Consider the following 18,221-nt stretch of genomic DNA (forward strand, 5'->3'; position numbering starts at 1 on the left):
TTCTAAAACGTCTTCCATGCTATAATTGATTAGTTGTGGCTATCTATCATCACGGACGGGGGGCTCGCAATGAGAATTTTGTCCGGAGCGCCCGTCCTGCAGGGGCGGGAAGCGGACCGGCTGACGCAGCCGATGACGATGAAGTTCCGGATGCGCGGCGTTGATCCCGCTGCCGTGAAGCGGTATATGTTGGAGCATCCGGACGAATTTTACCGCAAGACGCCGATCGCCGAGCTGCCGAACCTGCCGTTGTCCGCGGTGCAGGGCTTCTACAAGCATTGGAAAGAGGCCGGGCTGCCGATTCAACCGCGACCAGGTGCTGTTCTTTACCGGTCCGGAGGAGGACGAGGTGCTGGTGAATATGACCCGCTTGCAGGGGCTGGACGGCACGAACGTGGAGCATTTGACGGAGGCGGAAGAAATCGGGCGGCGGCAGGTGCTGATGGTTGCCGACTTTATGAAACGCAAGCTCCCGGGATTCGAGCGGGCGTCCATTTCCCAGGTCGGAGCGCAAATCGGTATCCGCGAAACGCGGCGGATGGACGGTCAAGTCACGCTGCAAATCGAGGATGTGACGGAAGGCCGGCGGTCGGCGGAAGCGATCGCACGCAGCGGCTATCCGATCGACATCCACGATCCGAAGAGTAAAGGCGTGACGGGGGCCGGATCGCAGGCGACGGCGCCTACGATATCCCATACGGCACGCTGCTGCCGAGAAAAATCGATAATTTGCTGGCCGGCGGCCGCTGCATCTCGACATGCTACGAGGCTTTTGCGACGACCCGCCTCACCCCGGGCTGCATGGCGACCGGGCAGGCGGCGGGAACCGCAGCCGCGATAGCAGCCGCCGCGGGACGCTCTCCGCAGGAGCTGGGCGTATCGGCGCTGCAGGAGGCGCTCGTTCGAGGCGGGGCTGTTTTATCTTAGCCAATGATAGATCCGCTCAAATCATTCATCCAGGCCAAAAAGGTCCGGGACGGAGACGAATGAGACCAAGAAGGATGCCGGGTACCACCGACAAAGAAGCCGCTTCCCATCCCTCGGGAAACGGCTTTTTCGTTGCGTTTTAGGACCGCGGCATAGATGCACCGGTCACCTCTAAGCCTTACTGAGCTCTCACGGAGACGACTGCCGCGGTTCAATTGCTCCATTTTTTGCTCAACAAACTGGCAGGATTGCGCAACATTACTTCAAAGTTAGCGTCCTAGTATTAGTCCGCTAAAGATTGCCAAGAAAGGAATGAAATATTTTGAAAAAGGTGCTCACAGGAATTTTCGCTGCATTAATTTTATCTATTTCTTCACCTGCATACGCTGCAGATGTGCAAATAAAAATTGAAGGAAAGACGATTGCCTCCAATGTGACGCCCGAAATAAAGAACAATCGAACGATGGTGCCGTTGCGTTTGATCAGTGAAAATTTGGGAGCCAAGGTTAACTGGTCGGGTTCGGAAGCTACACTCGAAAAAAACGATCTGCTGGTAAGCTTAAAATTGAAGAGCAATACAGCGATGAAGAATGGTAAACCCGTGCTGCTCGACGCAGCACCCTATATCAAGAATAATCGCATCATGGTTCCGCTTCGCTTGGTATTCGTTTACCTATTCTGCCTTTCAATCGATCTACCAGATTATTGATACGGCCGGGAAGAACGGTTTTTTGACGACAATCAGCGATACAAATCCTTAAGGCAACAATGTGAACTGGCACGTTACATTGGGGGTTATTTCCATGCTTACTTCAAAGATGAATCCAGCAGAATTAACCATAGATCAAATTACCAAAGTAGTGTTTGGCGATGGTCAGTACACCGATGACGGAACTGCGAATGGAGAATGCATATTTGTTTTTGGCGGATCGTATCTATCAAGAGCGGTAAAGGCGGTTGAATTGTTTAAGAAAGGTCGAGCCCCTTATATTTTGTTTACCGGCGGGGATAAATTTGGACAAAAAAAACCGCCGGAAGCAATTGTCCTGCAGGGCGAGGGAAGAAGACTGGGCGTGCCTAATGAATCCATTTTAATTGAAACACAGTCTAATCACACGAAAGAAAATATACTGTGTTCACTCACCGTTCTTGATCGTGCAATAGGCTTAGAAAACATTAAACGTTTGTTGTTAGTCAGTTCGCCCGGGCACATGCGTAGATGCCTTCTTATGTTAAAAACATTTATGCCGCCGTGGTATCAATATATGTGGTGCCCTGATGATCGAGTTGTAGGGCAAGCTAACAACTGGTGGCAGGATGAGGAGGAAGTTATCAGGGTCAAAGCTGAACTGTATAAGGTCATCGACGGTGTGAGAGGGAAATATTTCGTAGACGACGATGTGGAGTTAGATAGTGAGACGTGCGGATTGACCGGCGAAGAGCAGGAATGGGTGCTGTTCCGAAGCGCGCAGGCGCTGTACCGGCTTTGAAGCGCTTGCCGTTGACGGTGCATTCGCATCGTAAAGAGAACGAACGAGACGCCTGGATGCGGAATCGGCATGAATCTTACATCATCCGATTGCGGAGTCGTGGTATCCAGCGGGCGGCTTAAGCTCAATCATACGATACGAAAGGCGGAGGAAACGATGCAGCGACTGAAAATAAGTGAAAATAAACGGTTTCTCGTACACGAAGACGGCACGCTTTTTTTCTGGCTCGGCGACACGGCATGGGAGCTGTTTCACAAGCTGAACCGGGAGGAGGCGGACCTGTACCTCCGCAACCGGGCTGAGCGCCGGTTTTCGGTTATTCAAGCCGTGGCGCTTGCCGAGATGGAGGGACTGACGACGGACAACGCCTACGGGCGGCGCCCGCTGAAGATGAACGCCTCCGGGCAGTACGACCCGACGCTTCCGGATACGGAAGGGAACGATCATTACTGGAACCACGTCGATTATATCGTCGACCGGGCGGCCGCTCTTGGCCTCTATGTCGCTTTGCTGCCGACATGGGGGGACAAATACAATTTGTTGTGGGGCAAGGGTCCGGTCGTGTTCAACGCGGACAATGCGCGCGTCTACGGCCGGTGGCTCGGGGACCGGTACAAAGACCGCCCGAACATCGTTTGGGTGCTCGGCGGCGACCGGCCGCTGCATACGATGGAGCATTTTGCGGTCAACCGCGCGCTTGCCGAAGGGCTGCGGGAGGGCGACGGCGGCAGCCATTTAATCACGTTCCATCCGCCGGGCGGCCAATCCTCTTCGCTTCCGCTGCACCGCGAGGATTGGATCGATTTCAACATGATTCAGTCCGGCCATCACGAATGGATCCGGACGAACTACAAGAAGGTCGGCGAGGACTACGCGCGGCAGCCGGTGAAACCGACGCTCGACGCGGAGCCGTGCTACGAGGACCACCCGATCAATTTCAAAGCGGAGAACGGTTATTTCGACGCGGCGGACGTCCGGCGCGGTGCCTATTACGCCTTATTTGCCGGCGCGTTCGGGCATACGTACGGCCATCATTCGGTCTGGTCGATGACCACCGAGCCTGGGGCATATTTCATCATGACTTGGCGCGACGCGATCGAGCGGCCGGGCGCCGCGCAAATGCGGCATATGCGCGATCTGATGGAATCGCGGCCGTTCCTGGAGCGGGTTCCCGACCAGAGCCTCATCGCCGACAACCTGCCCGGTGCGAACTATATGGCCGCGACGCGGGGCGAACGCTACGCCATGATTTATTCGCCGAACGGCATTCCGTTCAAAGTCGCGATGGGCATTATCCGCGGAACGACGGTCAAGGCGTCCTGGTTTGACCCGCGCACCGGCCAGTGGCGGGATGCGGGCGAGCGCCCGAACAGCGGCATAGCCGAATTCGTGCCCCCGACCAGCGGCCGGGACGGCGATTGGGTGCTCGTATTGGATGGAATCGGTTAGCGGGAGCTTTGCATTATATGCTGCACCGGCTATGAAACCGGCGGGATCGAGAAGGGCGAGGGTCGGGTCGAATTTACCCGTGGAGCAGCGGTATTCAAATGGTACTTATGTTCGTTTTTTTTGACTTGAATCTCGAGATCCGTCACGGACGGATCTTTTTTACATTACACCCAAACTAGCGTAGAGCGGCATCGTTTCGAAAAATCCATCCTGTCATAATTAAATTTAATTTGGATACCTATACAAAAGGAAGCAGACAAAGGGGAGCCCGGCAAACACCCATTTACATCGACTCTTGTCACTCCGACTGGTATCCACGATGGCGATTTGTCATTATGTTACTGGGATTTTAAAAGGCCGGGAGCTTTTTTGTCTGGACAGCCTGTGACAGGTAGGGGACAATTTATCAACACCCCAGCGGATCGATGAGCCGCTGAGGTTCAGGAATAACATGGAACTGATGATCGAGTCTATTATGCTCTGAAACAGAAGCATCAGCGACATTCTGATTACCGACCTCGATATGATTAATATTGGCGCCTATCGCAGTGAGGATTTCTGGGTGCTGGGCGAAATCGCCGGCTGCCGCGCAGTCTGTCGGATCCCTTTTCCCTCCGCTAGCTGAAGTAACGAACAGGGTTGTACAGTGATGCTGTTGAATAGGGTATCAGATACGAGCATGTCGAGGTGAAAAAAGATTTAATGGTCTTACAGGCAGGTTAAGGATATTGAGGATAATTTGTCGTAGCGACTTTATTTATGTAAGCGTTTACCGGGTCGAGCTTCACCTGCAAACAACCTCGCCCCGTACTATCAATTCAAACTCACTCGTCAAGATTAATTCAATAAGTTGGAGGTGCAATATGAAACTACGATCACGACTCGCCCGGTTCCAAGTCAACAAACTCTATATCCGCATGCTGCTATGTTTCTTGTCGCTGCTGCTGCCGATCATTATCGTCGGCGTGATCGTGTACGTTCAGAACATTCACATCCAGAAGAAAGAGCTGGAGGAGAAGGCCGCGAGCAACCTGAATTTCTCCGCCAAATCGATCGACACGTTCCTGCATATCGCGGAGACGTCGGAGACCGATTTCCTGCAGAGCCATATCGTGCAGCAGAATTTGCGGCCGGTCGATTTGTTGACGGATCGCCAGCGGGAACAGACCGCCTCCATCATTCAACAGCTCTCATTCTACCGCGCCATCGGCAGCTCGTTCATAGACGAGCTGTTTGTTTATTTGGACGATCAGCAGATCTACCGCAGTGATGGCGTCGAGACGTTCCATGATTTCTTTGAGAAGTTCAACCGCTTCGATCAGTATCCGCTCTCTTTTTGGGATTCGCTGCGCCGTACGGGACAGCCGTTCGACGTGCTCGCTCCCTCCCCAGTAGAGAAGACGTTCTACACCAATAAAATGACGGTCATCCCGCTTGTCACCGTGCAGTATCTGAACGGCCGCAAAACGGCCGTGGTGGCTGACATTTCCGCCAGAGCTATTCTCCAGACGCTGAACACCAACAACGTGTACGACAGCGCCTGGTCTCTGGTGCTGGACCCGAAAGGGGAGCCGATAGTCTCCGGTCCCGGGGAGACGTTTACGGACGACCCCAAGCAGCTTCGCGCCATTCGGGGACGGTTTGCTAATCCGCATGTCAAATTCGCGGATATGACGATCGGCGGCGTGTCCTATCTCGTAACCCGCTCGGTTTCCGCGACGTACGGCTGGCAGTACTTTTTCTTCATTCCCGCATTCGAATACAAGAAGCAGGCCACCGGCATTCTCAGCATGACGGTTTGGCTCTGCGTGATCCTGCTGGTCATCGGCGTGGCGTTCTCCCTCCTTTTCAGCCGAAGACTTTACCACCCGATCCGAAACATCCGCGACATTCTGCTCCAGCAGGATCCGTTACCCGAGTCGGCGTCGCATAACGAGTTTGAACTGATCGGCACCGGCATCCGCAGGCTGCTGGAGAACCAGCTTAGGCTGACCCGCTACTCCCTGGACTATGTGGATCAACTGCTTACAGCCCTAATTGCAGGCCAGAATCCGGAGGACAAGACTGCGCTGCACGACGCCCTGCAGGAGCTTGGGTTCACGGACGGCCCGTACCAGTGCGTGGCTATCCAGCTTCAATTCAATGAACCTTTCGTTCAGGACATTCCGGATGGGGACAGGCTGGTCATGCTGAAGCAGGTGAAAAAGGTGCTGTGGGTGCTCCTCCGCCAGGAGCTGCCGGCTTACTTGATGGAGTATCGGCATTTGTTGTTTATCGGGGTCTGCAGCATCCGCGACCCGCAGGACCGCGAGAAGCTGCGGCGGGCGCTCGATACCATCCTCCGTACCTTCGATTATGATTTGCAGTACTGCCGGCTGTATATCGGGATTGGCGGGGCGAAGCGTCGGCTGGAGGAGTTATTCCAATCTTATAACGAGGCGATGACAGCCATCGCCCATCGTCCGACGGACAGCAGCTTGGCGGTCATCGATTCGGCTGAGCTGAAAATGGAGAACCACTATTACTATTTTCTAGCGGACGAGCGGAGGGTGATTAACTGCCTGAAGGTGGGAGATCCGGAGCTGCTGCACAGGACCGTCACGGAGATTGTCGAGGTCAACCGGCAGAAAGGCGTGTCCCTCCGCTATATGGGCATTCTGCTGACGGAACTGTTTTATACCGGCAACAAGTTTCTGGCCGAGCAGCGGCAGCATGCGGGGCAGCTGCTCAGCGAAGAGGAATGGGACAAGCTCTGCCGCGGCATGGAGGCGCCGTTCGAATTCGAGGCGCGGCTGCAGCTGCTGCATGATTATTTCCATGAAATTATTCGGCGCACAGCGCCGAAGGAGGAAGCATCCGGCAGCCCGCTTGTTCCGGCCATTCTGGCCTATATCCATGAGAACTACCGCAAGGACCTGTACCTGGAACAAATCGCCGCGGAAATGGGCGTCACCGCGAAGTACGTGTCCAAGATCTTCAAGGAGAAGACGGGCACGAATCTGACGGATTACCTCAGCGAGGTGCGCATCCGGGAAGCGAAAGCGATGCTGGTCGAGACCGATCTAAAAATATCCGAAATCGGGGAATGCGTCGGCATCCCCAGCCGGGCGACCTTTTTTCGCCTGTTCAAGAAGAGCGAAGGCGTGTCGCCGCACGATTACCGGAAACGGCTGGCCGCTGAGCCCGATGAGAAGGCGAATTGAGACAAAGCGGATAAATGAAACATGGAATCCCCGGGCGGAAAGGTGAGACATCGAAGGGGATTTTGATTATTTCGCTGCCGGCAGGACCCGGTTATGCTGTGACCAAGGAGGAATGCCCATGAGCCTGCCCGTCTTGGAATCGGCCGTTCAGCCGCAGAAGGGGATCCGCAGAAGGAAAGTCATGCTGGCCCTGGCTCGCAACAGTTATTTGTATGCCATGTTTGCGCTGCCGGCTCTGTATTTTATCGTCTTTCATTATGTCCCGATGTTCGGCAATCTGATCGCCTTTGAGGATTATAACGTCGTGCAGGGCTTCTTTCACAGTGATTGGGTAGGGCTGAAATTTTTCCGCGAGTTCATGACCGACCCTTATTTCTGGAAGCTGGTGCGCAATACGCTGCTGCTCAGCGTGTACACGATCCTGTTTTCCTTTCCGGCCCCGGTTATCTTTGCCCTGCTGCTCAACGAGCTGAGGCTGTCGCTGTTCAAACGATTCGTGCAATCGGTCACCTATCTGCCGCACTTCCTGTCCACGGTCGTCGTGGCCGGCATGCTGGTGAACTTCCTTTCGATTGACGGCCTGTTCAATCAGCTCATCCAGTTCTTCGGCGGTCAGAAGATCCAGTTCCTGAATGAAGCGGGATGGTTTCGGACGATCTATGTCGGCTCGGAGATCTGGCAGGGAACCGGATGGGGCACGATCATCTATTTGGCCGCGCTGACCGCTATCGACCCGCAGCTCTACGAAGCGGCCCGCATGGACGGGGCCGGGCGCCTGCGGCAGATGTGGAGCGTGACACTGCCCGGGATGGCGCCGGTCATCATTATTTTGCTGCTGCTGAACCTGGGCCACATCATGTCGGTCGGCTTCGAGAAGATTTTGCTGCTTTACACGGGCTCCACGTACGAGACGGCGGACGTGATCCAGACCTATGTCTACCGTAGGGGGCTGCTCGATGCGGACCTGAGCTACGCCACAGCGGTCAGCATTTTCCAATCGGTCCTGGCCTTCGTGCTGGTTGTCCTCGCCAACCAGGTCGCCCGCAAAGTCAGCGACACCAGTTTATGGTAAGGAGGCGAAGCGATGCCGGGCAAAAAATTCGATGCCTTTACGTTGTTCAATGTCCTGATCATGCTGGCCGCGATCGTCGTAACGCTGTACCCGCTCTATTACATGGCGATCGTCTCCATCAGCGACGGCAATGAGGTGATGCGCGGCAGTATCGGCTGGTTTCCGAAGGGCGTCAATTTCAAGGCCTACCAAATTATTTTCGCCGATCCGTCGATCGTGCGCGCGTACGCGAACACGTTTCTGTATACTGCCGTCGGCACGACGATCAATCTGCTCCTGACGGCGTTGTGCGCCTACCCGCTGTCGCGAAAAACGTTCTACGGGCGCAATCTGTTCACGCTGCTGATCGTCTTCACGATGTTTTTCGACGGCGGGCTCATTCCCCGCTACCTGGTCGTCAATTCGATCGGCATGATGAATACGATCTGGGCGATCGTGCTGCCGCCGGCTATCAACGTCTGGTACATGGTGATGATGCGGACGTTCTTCCAGAGCATTCCGGGCGAGCTGCATGAATCCGCGTATATGGACGGGGCGCATGACGGGAAGGTTTTCCTCCGGGTGGTGCTGCCGCTGTCGCTGCCGATCATGGCGACGATGGTGCTGTTTTACGCGGTTTGGCATTGGAACAGCTTCTTCCCGGCGCTGATTTACCTGAATGACAAGGCCTGGTACCCGCTGCAGATCATTCTGCGCAATATTGTCGTGGAGGGCGATATGGCCCAGCAGTCCAATGCCTTGGGCGGGGATCTCGGCACGCTGGTGATCGCAAACAACATTAAGTACGGCGTCGTGATTGTGGCGGTGCTGCCGATTCTGCTCGTCTATCCGTTCCTCCAAAAGTATTTCGTGAAGGGCGCCATGGTCGGCTCCCTCAAGGGCTAGGTTTTCGGCTTGGCCGTCCCGTGCGGCGGCTGTGAGAAACAATACAGGGCAATGGAGGGGTAACATGAGAAAGAGACTGGGAGCAAAAAGCTGTTCGCTGATGGTTGCGTTGATGTTGACCGCATCGGTCGGCCTGGCCGGCTGCAGCGGCGGAGCGGGCAAGTCGGGCGATGACGCAGGCAGTGCCGGCGGCAATGCGTCGAGCGGCAGGAAAACGGTGGAGATTACCGTGATGAGGGGAGAGCATCCGGCGCAGCCTTTGGTCCAGGATTCGCCCGTCATGAAGGAGATCGAGAAGCAGACCGGTGTGAAGATCGATCTGCAGTCCGTACCGGGAAGTGATTACGACGCCAAGAAGAAGACGTTAATCACCACCAACAACATCCCCGATGTCCTCAGCGTGTCGCGCACCGATCTGGAGAATTTTGCGAAGACGGGAATTTTCCTGGATGTCACCAAGTATCTGGATCAGATGCCCAACTTCAAGAAGCGGCTCGAGGAGCAGCCCGAGACTCAAAAGCTTATGATGGACGGCAAGCTTTACGGCTTTCCGACCCTAGCCCAAAATCAGTTCAATCTCGGCCAGCTGCCGATGATCCGCACGGACGTGCTGAAGAAACTGAACCTGAATATACCGACCACCTTCGACGAGCTGTACGACGTGCTCAAGAAAATGAAGGCGGCGTATCCGGACAGCTACCCCTGGACGATGCGGAACGGCACCGACTCCAACCTGAGCTTTCTGGAGTATGCTTTCGGGTCGGGCCATACGATCTACTACGAGCCGGATCAGAAGAAGTATCTGTACGGTCCCGCGCATCCCGAATACAAAGCGGCGCTTGAGTATCTGCACAAGCTGTATGCGGATAAGCTGCTCGACCCCAACTTCACCAACGCCACGCTGCAGCAGTGGCAGGAAAACCTGAGCTCGGGCAAATCGCTGTTTTTCTACGACAACTACTCGTTCACCGTCAACTTCAATAACGTTCTGCAGCAGAAGGATCCGAACCAGAAGTTCGATATGGTGCCGGTGCTGACCGCGCCAGACGGCAAGAAGCGCAGCTACGCGTATATCTACGGGCATCCCGAGGACATGTTCGCCGTCAGCGCCAAGGTGAAAAATCCGGAAGCGGTGATGAAGCTGTTCGATTGGATGTACAGCGACGAAGGCGCCCGGGTCACGAATTTCGGCATCGAGGGCACGCACTATACAACGAAAGACGGAAAGCCGGTCATCAACCCGTCCGTCATCGATCAGTTCAAGGATAAGCAGGACCCTTTCCGAGCCATGCAGTCCGCGCTCGGAACCGGGCTGCTGACGTTCGACGTGTACACGAACGACGATCCCCAGCTGGCGGTCTCGCCGCCGGACTTGAAGCGCTGGTCGGATTTTGTGGGTCAGGAGATGAAGGAGGGGCTCATTCAAGCGCAGGTGCTGGAGCCTTCGTTTACGGATGAGGAACGCGATCAGCTGAAGCAGCTGCGCACCAAGGTGGATACGATTGTGGAGCAGAACATCGATAAATTCGTGCTCGGCACGCGGCCGCTGACCGAATTCGATGCCTTCATGAAGGAAGTGAAGGCGGCCGGCGCCGAAGATATAGAGAAGATTTATAACGATGCCCTTGCGAGAACATCCAATTGATCTGTTTGCGGGAACATCCAATTCATTCGTGATAAAGGAGACGCTATGGAAACCAAAAAAGAATTCGTATTTGCCGATGAAAAGCCGTTTAAGCAGTGCCACGCGTCCACGGTGCTCGCGCTGTCGGACGGAGAGGTGCTGACGGCATATTTTGCCGGCACGCGGGAGAAAAACCCGGACGTCGCCATTTGGCTGTCGCGTCGTAGCCGGGAGGGCAGCTGGTCGGCCCCGGCGGTCGCTGCCGACGAAGCGGATATCGCCCACTGGAATCCGGTGCTGTTCCAGGCGCCGGATACCGGCCATATTTGGCTCTTTTACAAGGTCGGCCATGAAATTCCGGAATGGTTTACCCGCTACATCGTGTCGAAGGACGGCGGGCATACGTGGAGCGAGCCCGCCGAGCTGGTGCCCGGAGATATCGGCGGCCGCGGCCCGGTCCGCAACAAGCCGATCGTGCTCCGGAGCGGGCGCTGGCTCGCGCCGGCCTCGCTCGAAACGAAGACGGATTGGGATGCTTTCGTGGACATCTCCGACGATGGCGGCCGTACATGGCGGGAGCGCGCCGTCCCGCTGGACCGCGGGCAGTTGAAAGGCAAAGGAATCATCCAGCCCACGCTGTGGGAAGACGCGGCCGGCGTGCACATGCTGCTCCGCAGCACGGAAGGCTTCGTCTACCGCAGCGGCTCCGCGGATAACGGGGAGAGCTGGACGGAGGCGCACGCGATCGACCTGCCGAACAACAACAGCGGGATCGACCTCGCCGCGGCGGGCGACGGCCGTTTGTATCTGGTGATGAATCCGGTCCGGGGCGACTGGGCGGCACGGACGCCGCTCGTGCTGCAGCAGTCGGAGGACGGAGGGCGCACCTGGCGAGAGGTGCTGGTGCTGGAGGATGAGCCGGGCGAGTACTCGTACCCCGCGATCATCGCGGATGGCGGCACGCTGCACCTCACCTACACGTGGCGCCGCGAGCGGATTGTTTATTGGCGAATTGATTTGGGGCGGTAATTCAAGGTCGGTAGAAGGTGGTAGATAAGTCCGTCCGGTAGAAAGGGACTTTACTTGGTCCGGAAAGGGGGAAGCTTATGCGCTTCTCGCGTGATGCCGAGGAATACATCAATACCATCGGTATGGTCATGCGCCGCGTGCAAGCGGGAACGTTTCGGATGGGAAGCGAGAACGGGGACCCGGACGAGCGGCCGGTGCACGCCGTACGCATCAGCCAATCGTTTCATATGGCGGCTTACGAGGTGACGAATGCACAGTATGAGCAGTTCGACCCCGGCCATCGCAAACTTCGGGGCAAGTTGGGCTTCTCCAGGGACAATGAAGAAGCGGTCATCTTCGTCAGCTGGCATGAAGCGCAAGCGTTCTGCGAATGGCTCACGAAGAAGGAAGGCCTGCCTTACCGGCTTCCGACCGAGGCGGAATGGGAATACGCGGCCCGGGCGGGTTCGGAGACCGCCTATTCCATGGGGGACGTGTTCCCCCGCTCCCAGCATAAGAACCAGCGGGAAAGCTGGTTTCCCGATCCCGACCGTTCGCGCGGCGGGGGAGAAATCGTACCGCTGACGGTCGGGTGCTATCCGCCTAACGCATGGGGCCTCTACGATCTGCACGGCAATGTCGAGGAGTGGGTAGGGGACTGGTACGGGCCATTTGAGGCGGAGACGCAGGAGGATCCTGTCGGGCGCGCGGATGGCGATTTTAAAGTGACCCGCGGCGGGAGTCATCAGACTTGGCCGTATTACCTTCGATCCGCCAACCGGCTAGGCACGATTCCGGAAGATAAGCACTGGCTGATCGGGTTCCGTGTCGTGCTGGGCGATCGTCCGGCGACGAATCCGCTTCCTACGCCCTCGCCGCCGCAGTGGCAGCGGAATGTACTGCAGCACGTTCCGCCGGATGTGAACCAAGGACCGGATTCGGAACAGCCGTACTTTCTCGGTCCCCGCCGCTATGCCAAGGTCGTGCCCGGCAAGAAAGGGCCGCTCTATATCCACAACCATGTTGGAGACGTGACGGAAACCCCGAATGGCGATTTGATCGCCGTCTGGTATTCGACTACCTCCGAAGCGGGCCGGGAAATGCTGATCGCCGGCAGCCGGCTGCGTTATGGCGCGGCGGAGTGGGACGATCCCTGCGTCGTCTGGGATGCTCCGGACCGCAACATGTCAGGTGCGGCGTTGTTTTGGGACGAGGCGACGGACGTGATTTATCATTTCTGCGGATTGGGGGCGGCCGGCACCTGGGGGAATATCGCGCTCGTCATGCGAACGTCCCGGGATAACGGGGCGACCTGGTCGAAGGGCGCGATTATTGGTCCGGAGCATGGCCGGCGCACGATGCCGCTCTCTTCGGTGTTCAAGACGAAGGATGGCGAAATCGTCCTGTCCTGTGATGCCGTCACTGGCTCAGACGGCGGGACGGCGCTATGGGTCAGCGCTAACGGCGGCGTTACTTGGCGCGATGCGGGCGGCACGATTGCCGGCATCCATGCACCGGCGGCAGAGCTTGAGGACGGACGCTTCATCGCTTTCGGCCGCGGGGACAATATCGGCGGCAAAATGCCGAAGAGCCTCAGTTCGGACAAGGGGAGGACATGGACGTACGAGGCCACGGAGTTCGATCCGCTGCTGAGCGGACAGCGGGCGGCGCTCATTCGCCTGCGGGAGGGGCCGCTGTTTCTGGCCACCTTCACGTCGGGCATGGATATCATCGATGCAGCCGGACGCTCTCGTCGCGTCAAAGGCATGATGGGATTCTTATCCATGGATAATGGTGAAAGCTGGCCGTATCGGCGCCTGATCACCGACGACGGGCCGGGGCAGGTATGGGACGGGCAAGCCTGGACAGGACGTTTTATGCTAAGCGCCAAGAACGCCGAGCCGAAGGGTTATTTTTCGGTCATTCAAACGAGAAACGGACTGATCCATCTGTTCAGCAGCGCCTTACATTATACATTCAACCTGAAATGGCTCATGACGCCCCCGCCAAGTGAGGAGGAGATGACGTTCACTCCATGGAAATGAGGCGCCGGCTTGTTTATCTAACGGGTAGACGGACTGTCCGCTGCGGGCACGAGTCCGACTCTCGGGCTGTGCGGCTGTTTCGGGCATACGACAAAATACAAAAATGAGAGGATTGGACCGAGTGAAACCTGACATCGCAATCGGAAACTGGCCGACGATGCTGACGCCCTTCACCTTATCGGGGAGCATTGACTATCCGGCCTTGGAGCGGATGATTGAATGGTATATTGCCGGAGGGGTCAACGGATTGTTCGCGGTCTGCCAATCCAGCGAGATGTTTTACCTCGCGTTGGAGGAGCGGGTCGAGCTGGCCCGTTTCGTGGTCGAGAAAGCGGCCGGAAGAGTTCCGGTTATCGCATCGGGGCATATCTCCGAGCGCATGGAGGATCAGCTCGAGGAAATCCGCCGGATCGCCGCGACGGGGATCGAAGCGTTCGTGCTGGTCAGCAACCGTTTGGCGGCGGAGAATGAGGATGATTCGGTCTGGCGGCGAAATGCCGAGCATCTGCTCGAGAGCGTGCCGGACATCGCGTTCGGCATTTATGAATGTCCCTTCCCGTATAAACGGCTGCTTTCGCCGGAGCTGCTCAAGTGGTGCGCCGATACGGGACGGTTCTGGTTTCTGAAGGATACGTGCTGCAGCATCGACCAAATCCGCGCCAAGCTCGCGGCGGTCCGGGGCACGAAGCTGAAGCTGTTCAACGCCAATACCGCGACCCTGCTGGAATCGCTGCAGCTTGGGGCGGCGGGCTTCAGCGGCATTATGGCCAATTTCCATCCGGAGCTGTATACGTGGCTGCTCAAGGAATGGCGGAATACGCCGGTTCAGGCCGGAGTCATGCAGGGATTTCTGACCATGGCCTCCTATGCGGAGCTGAAGCTGTATCCCGCCAACGCCAAGTATTACATGCAGCTGTGCGGACTGCCGATCACAACGGTGTGCCGCTCGAGAGGGTCCGAGCCGCTGCCCGAGCTCCAGCAGACGGAAATGCTGCAGCTGCAGGCTATCACGTCTTACATCAAGGCATGCTTCGGCGCCTGATACACAGGTCTATTTATAAAAGTTGAACATATTTATCCTACATCGAGGAGGTTTGGACCATGAAATATACGATTTTCGGAAAAACAGGGCTGAGTGTCAGCCGCATCGCAGTGGGAGGATATCCTTTCGCCGGGGTGAATAAGGCGCAGGGTTGGGACCCTTACAGCCCGCAAGGCAGAAAAGACGCGATACGCGTCGTTCACGCCGCGTTGGATGCCGGAATCAATTATGTTGACACGGCACCCAGTTACGGCCAAGGACATAGCGAGAGTATCATCGGCGAAGCTCTTCAGGGCAAACGGGAGAAAGTCATCCTTGCAACGAAAGTAACCTGGACGACTTCGTGGGCTGAAATTGGTAAAGAGGGCGTTATACGAGGCGTGGAAGAAAGTCTCCGGAGGCTCAAGACTGATTATGTCGACGTGATACAGCTTCACGGCGGTATTTATTCGCACAAAGATACTCGAGACGTATTGAGTGCAGGTCCTATGGAGGCGCTTCATTTGCTGCGGGAACAAGGGAAGGTTAAGTTTTTGGGACTCACAACAGAGGACGCCTGTTCTATTTTAGAATTGATTGACACGAATCTGTTTGATATCGCACAAATCAATTACAATTTAATTTATCAAAATGCGGCACTCCGGTTTCTCGACCGGGCGAAGGAGAAAAATCTCGGCGTTGCCGTCATGAGACCTATGACTTCCGGTATATTCCAGAGATTGCTGGAACACTTGGCGCCTCGCTTGCTGGAGACGGAGGATATTTATCGGTTATGCTTAAAATTTTTGCTATCGGATTCGCGTATTCATATGCTGAATATAGGGGCGAGATGGCCGGAGGAGGTCGAACGAAACATACGGTTTCTCGATGAATTCACTCCGGACTTCGATATTGCCGATCTTCCGAGGTTGACGGCAAAAATTTACGAATCCGACGACAAACGGAATGGATTGGCGTAAGGAAGGTTTCATGATTGACGTTTGTGCCCATGTCGAATCGCCGTCAAGGAATAATGCATCCGGTCTCTTTAAGGAGGATTCCCATGTTAAAATTATGCATCATCGGATGCTCGAGTTTCGTCTACGACTTCCTATACGATTGTACGAAAAAATTTCCGCTGACTCTCGCTGCTATTTGTGACAGTCCCCAAAATACGGAAAATTTCTCTGCACGATATCGTTGTCCGGCAGTTTATGATGACTATATGTTCATGCTGGAGCGGGAAAAGCCGGATCTGGTCATTTCCTTTCCCGCTTATGGGGAGCAGTTCGAGATTGCCAAACAATGCCTTCTGTCAGGAGCCCACGTTTTTTCTGAAAGACCGGTCTGTTTAAGCTCACGGCAGGCCGCGGAACTGGCGGAAATTCAGAAAACAACGAACCGCTTTGTAATGGCGAGGCTTAACAGGCGGTATACCCCTTCTTACGTGATGGCGAAGCGGATATTGGAAAAGAAGGAATTTGGGGCCTCAACCATGTACCTGGCGAAGTACCATGCTTCGGCATACGAATCCGAAAACAGCTTTATTTGGAATCATACGATTCATCACTTGGACTTGGCAAGGTACCTGGTCGGGGAACTTGAGCTCCTGCATGCGGAACGCATATACGTTGATTACAATCGGGTCGGATACAACATATCGTTTCGTTCAGCGCAAGGCTGCATCGGCGTCATACAGACCAGCTCGCTCCAGAGCGGGGAATATCCCATGGAGAGGGTGGAAGTGACCGGCGACCGGCGCAATGTGATTGTCGATAACATCAGATCGCTGCAATATTTCCGGCCGGCTCCCATACGCGAGTCCATAGCCGCCATGGACATGTCCGATGACGGGGACACGCTGATGTGGACACAAAACTTTGCGCAATTGAACAATTTCACTTTTTACGGATTCGAAAATATGTTCGAGCATTTCGTGTCGTGTATGGAATCCGGGAAGAAGCCATCGTTAGAAATGGAAGATACGGCGAAGACAATCGAGCTGGTAGAAAAATTAAATCAACTAGTACAATCATCATGAAAATGGATGGTTGGCCAGAATGGACATTAACCGCGCAACCCATGAGATCTATTATGATACGATTTCCGAATTGCGTTTCATAGGGACCGACTGTTATCGCTTAACAAGATGACGAGGAGGAGTACAATGAAAACGAATTCAGTATTGGATGCCGGAACAATCGATCCGGAAAGGGGGCGGTTAAAACGGGCATGGATTTCTACGATCATCATTTCGCTCTTATTGACCGTCGATTATATGGATCGCGGGGCTCTGTCCGTGGCCACGCCGTTTATCCGGGAAGAGTTTCATATGAGTCCTACCGCGTTTGGGGCGTTAGTCTCCATTTTTGCTTGGCCTTATGCATTTAGCTTGCTGCTTGCAGGGGCACTGGTTGACCGCTGGGGTTCGCGTGTATTGCTGTCGATTGCGGCTGTGCTTTGGTCGGTATCAGCCGGGGCAATGGGTGCTGTAAGTACTGTCGGCCAATTTTTTGGATTAAGGATTTCGTTGGGAATTACGGAATCGCCGGCTTATATGTCCGCTGCCAGGGCCAATAAGCTTTGGTTTACCGAGAGAGAGCAGCATGTACCCACGGGGATTTGGAATTCCACTTCATCTTTAGGCCCTGCGTTGGCCCCGTTGCTGTTAACACCTGTGATGCTGGCTTGGGGCTGGCGCGCCATGTTCATCACAATCGGAGCTGTCGGAGTGGTGCTGGCAGTTATCTGGTATACTTATTATCGTGAGCGACCTTCATTTGCCGGTACGATTACACCGATGAAGGAAACGGCCAAAATCAGCTTTAGTGAATGGCTGAAAATTTTTCGCCATCGCACCCCGCTATTTTTAGCTATTGGCTCCTTTTTTGGAGGGTACTGGGGATTTACCTTATTAGGGTGGCTGCCCGGCTATCTGGAAATCAGCCGCAAGGTTTCGATCGCGGAGACAGGAGTTCTTGCTTCTCTGCCTTACCTGGCCGGATTTTTAGGAGCTATTTTGGGGGGGCGTTCGCCTAACTTCTTTATGGCCCGGGGCCTGGATCGAATTACGTCCTGTAAAATTGGTTTAGTTGGCGGCAGTCTCATTAATGCTCTCATGATTATTCCGGCTGTTTTAAGCGGGAGCGTAACCGTTTCGATTATATGCTTTACGATCGGCGGTTTCTTTGGTTCATTTTCTTCAACCAATTCATGGACCACCATTCAAACGGTTTCTCCCGTATCCAGGGTTGGTTCCATAGGCGGAATCTGGAATTGGGGAGGGTTTATGGGATCGGGCGTTGGTCCATTCGTAACCGGATTATTAATTCAGATGACGGGCAGCTTTGTTGTTCCGCTGCTATTGGGAAGTTTATTGTTATTCATCCAGGTTGCCTGCTATTGGTTTGGTATAAAAGAAGCAGTACCTGAGACGTAAGTTAACGGATAGATTGGACGTGACTCTTTGCTGCCCCGACGGTTCATAGAAGGGAGGC

14 protein-coding genes and 1 pseudogene are annotated in these 18,221 nt (G+C 55.2%); all 15 read left to right on the forward strand.

From position 1 onward, the window contains the following. Positions 1–361 precede the first annotated feature (361 nt). Positions 362–589: pseudogene (locus tag PD282_RS27335) on the forward strand (FAD-dependent oxidoreductase); the annotation flags it as partial. 131 nt (positions 590–720) lie between these two features. Next, positions 721–927, forward strand: coding sequence for an FAD-dependent oxidoreductase (locus PD282_RS27340; RefSeq protein ID WP_338045248.1), 207 nt, complete (start codon positions 721–723; stop codon positions 925–927). A 331-nt stretch (positions 928–1,258) separates the two neighbouring features. Continuing rightward, positions 1,259–1,636, forward strand: a complete 378-nt coding sequence (locus PD282_RS06345) for a copper amine oxidase N-terminal domain-containing protein (protein ID WP_274655069.1) — start codon at positions 1,259–1,261, stop codon at positions 1,634–1,636. Between the two features lie 94 nt (positions 1,637–1,730). Then, positions 1,731–2,417 carry a YdcF family protein gene (locus PD282_RS06350; protein WP_274649503.1) on the forward strand — a complete coding sequence of 229 codons (687 nt, stop codon included), beginning with the start codon at positions 1,731–1,733 and terminating at the stop codon, positions 2,415–2,417. A 156-nt stretch (positions 2,418–2,573) separates the two neighbouring features. Continuing rightward, positions 2,574–3,866: a glycoside hydrolase family 140 protein gene (locus tag PD282_RS06355; RefSeq protein WP_274649504.1), complete on the forward strand. Its 1,293-nt coding sequence runs from the start codon at positions 2,574–2,576 to the stop codon at positions 3,864–3,866. Positions 3,867–4,729: 863 nt separating this feature from the next. Beyond that, positions 4,730–7,069 carry a helix-turn-helix domain-containing protein gene (locus PD282_RS06360; RefSeq protein WP_274649505.1) on the forward strand — a complete coding sequence of 780 codons (2,340 nt, stop codon included), beginning with the start codon at positions 4,730–4,732 and terminating at the stop codon, positions 7,067–7,069. 118 nt (positions 7,070–7,187) lie between these two features. Continuing rightward, positions 7,188–8,141 (forward strand): ABC transporter permease, encoded by a 954-nt coding sequence (locus PD282_RS06365; RefSeq protein ID WP_274649506.1) that lies wholly within the window; start codon positions 7,188–7,190, stop codon positions 8,139–8,141. A gap of 12 nt (positions 8,142–8,153) precedes the next feature. Then, on the forward strand, positions 8,154–9,026 hold the full coding sequence (locus tag PD282_RS06370) for a carbohydrate ABC transporter permease (RefSeq protein ID WP_274649507.1): 873 nt from the start codon (positions 8,154–8,156) through the stop codon (positions 9,024–9,026). Between the two features lie 64 nt (positions 9,027–9,090). Then, entirely contained in the window at positions 9,091–10,671 is a 1,581-nt protein-coding gene (locus PD282_RS06375) for an extracellular solute-binding protein (RefSeq protein WP_274649508.1), read from the forward strand. 45 nt (positions 10,672–10,716) lie between these two features. After that, a complete protein-coding gene (locus tag PD282_RS06380) occupies positions 10,717–11,679 on the forward strand; it encodes a sialidase family protein (RefSeq protein WP_274649509.1) in 963 nt (320 codons plus the stop codon). Between the two features lie 77 nt (positions 11,680–11,756). Beyond that, positions 11,757–13,703 (forward strand): SUMF1/EgtB/PvdO family nonheme iron enzyme, encoded by a 1,947-nt coding sequence (locus tag PD282_RS06385; RefSeq protein WP_274649510.1) that lies wholly within the window; start codon positions 11,757–11,759, stop codon positions 13,701–13,703. Positions 13,704–13,824: 121 nt separating this feature from the next. Continuing rightward, positions 13,825–14,745, forward strand: a complete 921-nt coding sequence (locus PD282_RS06390; RefSeq protein WP_274649512.1) for a dihydrodipicolinate synthase family protein — start codon at positions 13,825–13,827, stop codon at positions 14,743–14,745. Positions 14,746–14,804: 59 nt separating this feature from the next. Continuing rightward, the gene (locus PD282_RS06395; RefSeq protein WP_274649513.1) at positions 14,805–15,704 is read left to right on the forward strand and encodes an aldo/keto reductase; all 900 of its coding nucleotides are present in this window, start codon (positions 14,805–14,807) and stop codon (positions 15,702–15,704) included. 83 nt (positions 15,705–15,787) lie between these two features. Beyond that, positions 15,788–16,765, forward strand: a complete 978-nt coding sequence (locus PD282_RS06400; protein WP_274649514.1) for a Gfo/Idh/MocA family protein — start codon at positions 15,788–15,790, stop codon at positions 16,763–16,765. Between the two features lie 126 nt (positions 16,766–16,891). Continuing rightward, complete coding sequence (locus PD282_RS06405; protein WP_274649515.1) at positions 16,892–18,163, forward strand: MFS transporter; 1,272 nt, start codon at positions 16,892–16,894, stop codon at positions 18,161–18,163. Positions 18,164–18,221: the final 58 nt, after the last annotated feature.

It is taken from the genome of Paenibacillus humicola (genome assembly GCF_028826105.1).
Taxonomy (GTDB): domain Bacteria; phylum Bacillota; class Bacilli; order Paenibacillales; family Paenibacillaceae; genus Paenibacillus_Z; species Paenibacillus_Z humicola.